5 protein-coding genes and 1 pseudogene are annotated in these 6,831 nt (G+C 43.3%); all 6 read right to left on the bottom strand.

All coding sequences use genetic code 11. The annotated features are described in order from the left end of the window. Positions 1-755: 755 nt before the first annotated feature. Positions 756-2,228, bottom strand: a pseudogene (locus NE638_RS18330) (PTS transporter subunit EIIC). Between the two features lie 113 nt (positions 2,229-2,341). Next, positions 2,342-2,821, bottom strand: coding sequence for a PTS sugar transporter subunit IIA (locus NE638_RS17295; RefSeq protein WP_015526406.1), 480 nt, complete (start codon positions 2,819-2,821; stop codon positions 2,342-2,344). A 251-nt stretch (positions 2,822-3,072) separates the two neighbouring features. After that, on the bottom strand, positions 3,073-4,032 hold the full coding sequence (locus tag NE638_RS17290; RefSeq protein ID WP_022426562.1) for an aP2 domain: 960 nt from the start codon (positions 4,030-4,032) through the stop codon (positions 3,073-3,075). A gap of 75 nt (positions 4,033-4,107) precedes the next feature. Next, on the bottom strand, positions 4,108-4,893 hold the full coding sequence (locus NE638_RS17285; RefSeq protein ID WP_022426561.1) for a Spy0128 family protein: 786 nt from the start codon (positions 4,891-4,893) through the stop codon (positions 4,108-4,110). 7 nt (positions 4,894-4,900) lie between these two features. Beyond that, positions 4,901-5,674 carry a class B sortase gene (gene srtB / locus NE638_RS17280; protein WP_173746820.1) on the bottom strand — a complete coding sequence of 258 codons (774 nt, stop codon included), beginning with the start codon at positions 5,672-5,674 and terminating at the stop codon, positions 4,901-4,903. A gap of 30 nt (positions 5,675-5,704) precedes the next feature. Continuing rightward, a complete protein-coding gene (locus tag NE638_RS17275; RefSeq protein WP_173746818.1) occupies positions 5,705-6,757 on the bottom strand; it encodes a DUF7601 domain-containing protein in 1,053 nt (350 codons plus the stop codon). Positions 6,758-6,831 lie beyond the last annotated feature (74 nt).

Genomic DNA, 6,831 nt, shown 5'->3' with positions numbered 1-6,831 from the left:
TTTATGAAATTCGCAGTGTAGTTTTGTGCAATTTTTCAAATTTGCTCATTTATAGTATTTAAAATATTTTTCCCTTCTGTAAAAGCCTGAAATCCATACGCAAATATGACTGTATTCAGTATCAATGATATGATCGTGTAAAATCCCTGCTTTCCTGTAATGCAGATCAGAAGAAAAAATAATCCTCCTGCCAGTAATGCCAGATACCCATCCCTTTTTACAGAACGTATCGTTTTTCCGGGGCTTTCCTTTGAACCGCTTAAAAGAACGGTGTCTCCTTTATGATATTTCTTGGTCTGAACCTGAGAAGATGTATATTCATTAGAGACCGTTATTTTTTTCCCTTTATGCGGACCGTTTAATATCCGTGCCGTAATATTCTGAGTATAGTAATATTCTTTTGAGCCCCTGGTTCCTTCTCTGCTCAGAGTCTGTTTTTCTGTTACGGAACATATTTTTGCCAGCGGTGTATGATAAAATCGGGAATTACAGCAGGTAAACAGAACAAAAATAATATATATGCCGGCTAAAAGATATTTTTTGTGAAATATGCAGGATTTCATTAACTTCATTCCCCCTGTAGAAATATTGCAATTGTAAACGCACTGACCGGTTGCTTTTTATCGAAGTAACATTGTACGCTTTTTGAAAGTATCGGTCAATATAAGGTATACAAAAAAACAGCAGCAGAACCGTTTTCACAGTTCTGCTGCCCCCATAATTATTTTAACAAATACCTAACTCCAAAAAAGCCATTATTTACAAAGCGCAGAAAATGCATCTGCAACAAACTGAACCTTGGTTCCGATAATAACCTGTACAGAAGTTTTTCCAGGTTTGATCACGCCTGCAACACCTGCAGATTTGATCACCTTATCATTTACAGCTGTAATATCCTTAACCTCAAGTCTCAGTCTTGTGATGCAGTTATCGATGCTTGTGATGTTCTCTTTTCCGCCACAGCCTTCAAGGATCTTCGCGGCAATAGCAGTATAGTCATCATTTGCAAGCTCGATATTCTTCTCTGCCTCAAGATCGTCATCGTCTTCTCTTCCCGGAGTCTTCAGATCAAATTTCTTGATGGCAAAAAGGAATACAACATAGAATACGATGAATGCTGCAATTCCAAGAGGAAGGATGAGCAATGTCTTCTGTGCTGCCGGAAGTGAGGATGAGAAAAGTAAATCCATCGCACCGGCAGAGAAGCTGAAGCCTGCACGGAATCCAAGAGCAACTGTGATCATGGTGAAGATACCGTAAAGTAATGCATAAATTACATAAAGGCCAGGAGCAAGGAACATAAATCCAAACTCGAACGGCTCAGTTACACCACAGATAAATGCACAGATCGCTGCAGATGCAACAAGACCGATGGCAACTTTTTTCTTTGCAGGTTTCGCACATTTAACCATTGCAAGTGCTGCACCAGGAATACCAAACATCATACATGGGAAGAATCCGGACATGTACATTCCAAGGCTCCAGGATACATCTGCAGAGGTTTCACCTGCCCAGAAGTGCTGAAGATCACCAAGTCCGATGGTGTCAAACCAGAATACATTGTTCAGTGCGTGATGTAATCCGGTAGGGATCAACAGACGGTTCAGGAATGCATAGATACCTGCACCAACAACATCCATACCTGCGATTGCTTTTCCTAATGCTACAAGTGCACTGAAAAGTAATGGCCATACAAACAGTAATACAACAGATACGATAATGGAAACCACTCCTGCGATGATCGCTACGCAGCGCTTGCCGCTGAAGAAGGAAAGCCAGTCAGGAAGTTTGGTGCTCTTGAATTTGTTATAGCATGTAGATCCGATGATACCGGCAAGGATTCCGATAAAAGGATTCGCAATTTTGTCAAACGCAAGAGTTTTTGTTGCACTGTCAGCGATTGATGGCATGATGGTTGTAACAAATCCTGTAGAAAGAAGTGTTGTGAGCATCAGCTAGGATGCAAGTGCAGCGATTCCGCCGGTTCCGTCATTCTTTTCTGACATACCGACACCAACACCGATAGCAAAAAGGATTGCCATGTTGTCGATCAGAGCTCCGCCTGCCTTAACCAGAAACAGACCGATCAGATTGGCTGCGCCATGAATGTCTCCACCCTGCATAGTTGCCGGACATAACCAGTATCCGATACCCATGAGGATACCACAGATCGGCAGTACTGCCACTGGAAGCATTAACGCTTTTCCCAGTTTTTGAAGAAATTTCATATATTTCCCCTCCCTTAAAATAAATATATTTGACCGGATTACTCCGGTTATAACACCCCGAAAATTGCTACTATCTCCGGGCTGCTATAAGCCTGTCAGCTGCATGAAGATGATCATGAAAGCTTGAGGACGGCTTCATCCGCCGAAACATCCCCCTCCTTCTGGAGGCTTATCTTTCCGTAATCATCTGTGTTGCAGATCAGAACCGGGATAATCGTGTTTAAACCGGCTTTCTCAATTTTGTCCAGATCAGCCTCTATCAGAAGATCACCCTTTTTAACCTTGTCACCTGCTGCAACGTGCGCTTTAAAGGGTTCGCCCTTAAGTGTGACTGTATCCAGTCCGATATGTATCAGTATTTCCGCGCCCTGAGTGCTTGTCAGCGTAACTGCATGAAGCGTATCAAATACCATTGCCACCTCACCGTCTGCCGGAGCATATATCCTGCCGTCTGCCGGGATCACTGCAAAACCGTCACCCAGTACCTTGTCCGCAAAGACAGGGTCCGGAACCTCCGCAAGGGGAACCACTCTACCCTTGCAGGGTGCATAGATTAAATTTCCTTTATCTTTTCCTTTAAAAAATTTCAGCATATTCTCTTCCTCCCGTTATTTCACCACTTCTTCCGGTATTGATATCCGCGATGTCGATTTGTAAATATGTCTATATATTTTTTATCCGTTCCGGGTTTATATTATATATTTCGTATAATTTTCATTTTTTGATTTTTAGGCATGTGTATATATTAACCATTATTTTCGGTTTTGTCCACATTTTTATCGGTATTTTTCAAAAAAATAAGCTGTAGCACATTAACGCGACAGCTTATGTGAGAATATTCAGTTTACTTCAGCAGTTCTTTTTCTTTCATATTCGTTGTCACCTGAAACTCTCCGTTGATCCGTTGGATCTCGTATACCAGGGGATTATTTCTGGCCCAGCCGGGATCTTTTTCTGCCTGCCGGTTCCAGCTGTACCAGGCGCGGACAAAGCCTTCGTGGATGGTAGATTCCGCTTCCTGGCGGGCCTGGACCGCATCCTGATAATCCACAAAAGTTCCGATATAAAATCGTTTCCCCTTGAATCCGATGGTAGCACGGTATTTTCCATTCCGCAGCTGATAGACGCCACGGAATCCGCTGGTATTATCACTGCGGTGCTTTCTTTTTTCCAGCATCTCCACACAGGTTCCATCTACCATATGCAGCTGCCCGGGAAGTTCCTTCCATATCTCCTGTCTCAGACAGCCACAGCTTCTGTAATTACCATGAAGAAGGCCATCCTCTGTCACATCCACTTCATTTCCGCAGTCACACCGACAATGCCAGAACACAGAGCCCTTTTTGCTCCTTTTATCTGTATGATAGAGAGCAGTCAGCCGCCCGAAACGCTGTCCGCTGATGTCGGTGATCCCGCGACCTCTGACATAATGGCCGCAACCGCAGCTGGTACATTTTCCGGCTTTCAGGCTGTGTGCAGTGGAAATATGCATATTCCCGCAGTCACAGCGACATTCCCACCTGGTCCTGCCGTTTTTACTTTCCAGTTTTTTTACTGCCACAAGTTTCCCGAAACGCCGGCCTGTAAGGTCTTCTGCCACCGGTCCTCTCTTGGCACTGTTTTCCGGAATACATCCACAGTCCTTTACAGTCCCACGCATCAGATGTCTGGTATTTACTTTTATCTCATTTCCACAATCACATCTGCACAGCCATACAACATACCTGTTTTCCCGCTCATCCAGTTTTTTCAGTACCGTCAGATGACCAAATCTCTGACCTTCCAGTTTAAGTCCGTTTGCCATCCTCTGTCCCTCACATTTCGTCAAAAAAAGCGATGCGGTAGAAATTTTTCCTGCCGCACCGCTGTCCGGATCCTGTTATTTATCCGTTTTCTTTTTTCTTCTGACAAATACTGCTGCCAGTAATACCACACATCCGGAAACGCAGATCACTGCGATCCATTTTGCAATGTTTGTGTTATCTCCTGTTTTTGGCATAGCTTTTACATGACTGGAACCAGTATTTCCTGCATAGGAAGAAGTTCCCGTATAGGAAGAAGTTCCGGAAGCAGGCGGATTGCTGTCAGGTTTTATCGGCGTGTTCGTTATGGTCGCTGCCGGAGTTCTGGTCGGCACTGCAGTCGGAGTTTTTTCCGGAAGTGGTGTCGGTGTATTTTCCGGTACAGGTGTCGGCGTATCCACAGGATCGTAGGAATTCACAAAGCCGATATCCTGTTTCTCGCTGTTCATCTGTGCATCGGTATGTGCAACCACAACTGCTTCCAGATCACCGGACTCTCCGTTCGTTACTGTTACTTTCACATAATAAACGGTATTGTCATAATGTCCGTTTTCCAGCTTTCCAGGCTGCTGGGAAACGCTGTAAGTGTATACGCCAGGAACAGCATATTCCACTGCAGGAAATTCTGCTTTCCCCGCACCTGTGATCGTGATCGTATTTTCTTCCGGCATGGGTGCTTCGTCCTCACCCTGAAGAATGATCGTATAAGTTTCGTCCGGAGATGGCTTCTCACCTGACAATTCCACGCTGACAGGAATCTTTACTTCCGCAACTCCAGCTGCCATAGCTGAAATCGGAAAAACTGTCAGGCACAGAACCGCAAGCAGGAGCACTGCCGGAAATTTTCGTATATTCGTCTTCATCCCCTCCTTACGTCTCCGGCGAATAAGGTTTCATTACCGCCAGAAGAACTGTTCTTGCATCTGTAAATTCCGAAGAGCAGGTTGACATTGCCAGTATCTGGGAAAAATCTTCGGACTTTCCAATGTTGTCCATCGTCTGCTGATGGACATGTTCCGCGTTTTTTCTGACAAAATCCACAAGTCCGCTGGTGTCCGCCTGCCATTTTCCCGTTGCAAAAATAGAATCCTCAGATGCGGAAACCTGCATACATGCAAAGATTTCCAGCTTGTAGGAACGGTCAGGCAGAATCAGTGTACCTGTAGTGTTTTTGTCAAAAAATTTCTTTTTTCTGTAAAGATCCAGATCTCCGAACATCTTATGCTCTGCCATGTGATGACCATACAGGAGAGAATATTTCCCCTGAAAATTCCTGTCACAGCCGGAATCCAGAAAGATGCTTCCTGACAAAGCAAAATCACCGTATACATCGGTATTGATGTAAGTCAGGTTATCTTCTCCCTGAAGGATCGGATAGTCGATCTTTGTATGATCCAGTGTGATCCATCCACAAACGTCCGGATTGATCTTTCGGAGTTCTTCAAAAGAAGCGCCTCCGTCTTTCTGTTCCGGGTCGGGCTTCAGTTTTAAGAGCTGTGACTGAATGTCGTCCACAGCGCCATAGACCTGTGCGTTATCCCAGAGTGCATACCCGGAATACGCCGCCGCCAGGATCAGAAACAATGCTACAACGGCAGTGACCAGAGAGTTGGCTGCTTTCAGAAAAAACTTAGATGCGTTCATACTGCCTCCTCTCTGCTGCCTGGATGATCATTAGTCTTCGTATTTACGTCTTCTGGTGATGAATGCTGCACCTGCGATTACGATCACGCCTGCGAATACGAGGATGTATGGGAGAGTTGTGAGGTTGACGCCGGTGTCGATGTCGCCACCTTTGTTGTTAGTAATTGTCACATTCTGAGAAGTTTTATTAACTGTTTTATTAGTATTTGTATACGTATACACTGGGGCGTCATAACCACCTTTATCTTTAGTATAATCTGCCTCAGTTACATCATATGTCACACCAAATGGTAAATTTGTGAAAGCAATTGTCTGGTCATGTTTCAGGTTGATTTCTGCTGTTGCTATATTATTTTCCCAATCACTTGCTTTGATAGTATTTGTTGCCTCTCCAACTTTATAAGAAATATCACTGGACATTGTCTTTCCTGTATTATTTTTTAAAGTTACTGTTACAGTGAAAAATTTATTTTTATCACCAAGATTACCAGTTACAACTTTTTTTACAGGTAAAGAATTTGCTGAATACGTATTTTCAAATGCATTCTGACCTTCTGTAAGTTTTCTACTTTCGTTACTGGATATATTTTTATAAACAGTAACATATCTGTCGAAACCATCTCCTGACTTATTATTAACAACAGTGACTTTCAGTGTAACCGTTTTTTCATCGTATGTTACACCCAGAGTATTACCCTTAGTTTCTGCAACTGTATAATAATAAATTCCTACACTATTATAATTTGGAAGTTCAATGGTAAAAGTTTTCTCCTTACCCTCTACTGTTGCTTCACCCTCCGTATATTCTGTCGTATAGGCAACAACTTTAGGCATCGGCATATTATCTTTTGTAGTATTGCTGGCTGCATCTGTAACATTAGCTGCTGTTACAGTGTAGTTAAAAGTTTCTGCCGGGGATTTCATATCAGCTACTTCCAGCTTATAACTTTTTGTTAATGTAACAGAATCTACAGGTGTTTTCGTTTCAGCTTCTGCAGTTTCTGCCGCAAACGCCGTACTTCCCATGGTAAACATGGTGGCTGCTGCGATCAAACATGCTAACAGTTTCTTTGTCTTTTTCATAAGAAAATCCTCCTAGAAACTATAAATGAGCAAGTTCGTGATTTTGCATAAAAGAAAGACACCTCGATTCCATG

The sequence above is a fragment of the Blautia sp. MSK.18.38 genome (assembly GCF_024460535.1).
Classification (GTDB): domain Bacteria; phylum Bacillota; class Clostridia; order Lachnospirales; family Lachnospiraceae; genus Blautia_A; species Blautia_A fusiformis.
Note: the sequence above shows the minus strand (reverse complement) of the source record. Positions and strands in the feature narration are given on the sequence as shown.

Excerpts from the sequence above, each read along its gene's own strand:
- NE638_RS17295 (WP_015526406.1), bottom strand. The coding sequence starts at position 2,821 with ATGCTGAAATTTTTTAAAGGAAAAGATAAAGGAAATTTAATCTATGCA.
- NE638_RS17290 (WP_022426562.1), bottom strand. The coding sequence starts at position 4,032 with ATGGCAAACGGACTTAAACTGGAAGGTCAGAGATTTGGTCATCTGACG.
- NE638_RS17285 (WP_022426561.1), bottom strand. The coding sequence starts at position 4,893 with ATGAAGACGAATATACGAAAATTTCCGGCAGTGCTCCTGCTTGCGGTT.
- srtB (WP_173746820.1), bottom strand. The coding sequence starts at position 5,674 with ATGAACGCATCTAAGTTTTTTCTGAAAGCAGCCAACTCTCTGGTCACT.
- NE638_RS17275 (WP_173746818.1), bottom strand. The coding sequence starts at position 6,757 with ATGAAAAAGACAAAGAAACTGTTAGCATGTTTGATCGCAGCAGCCACC.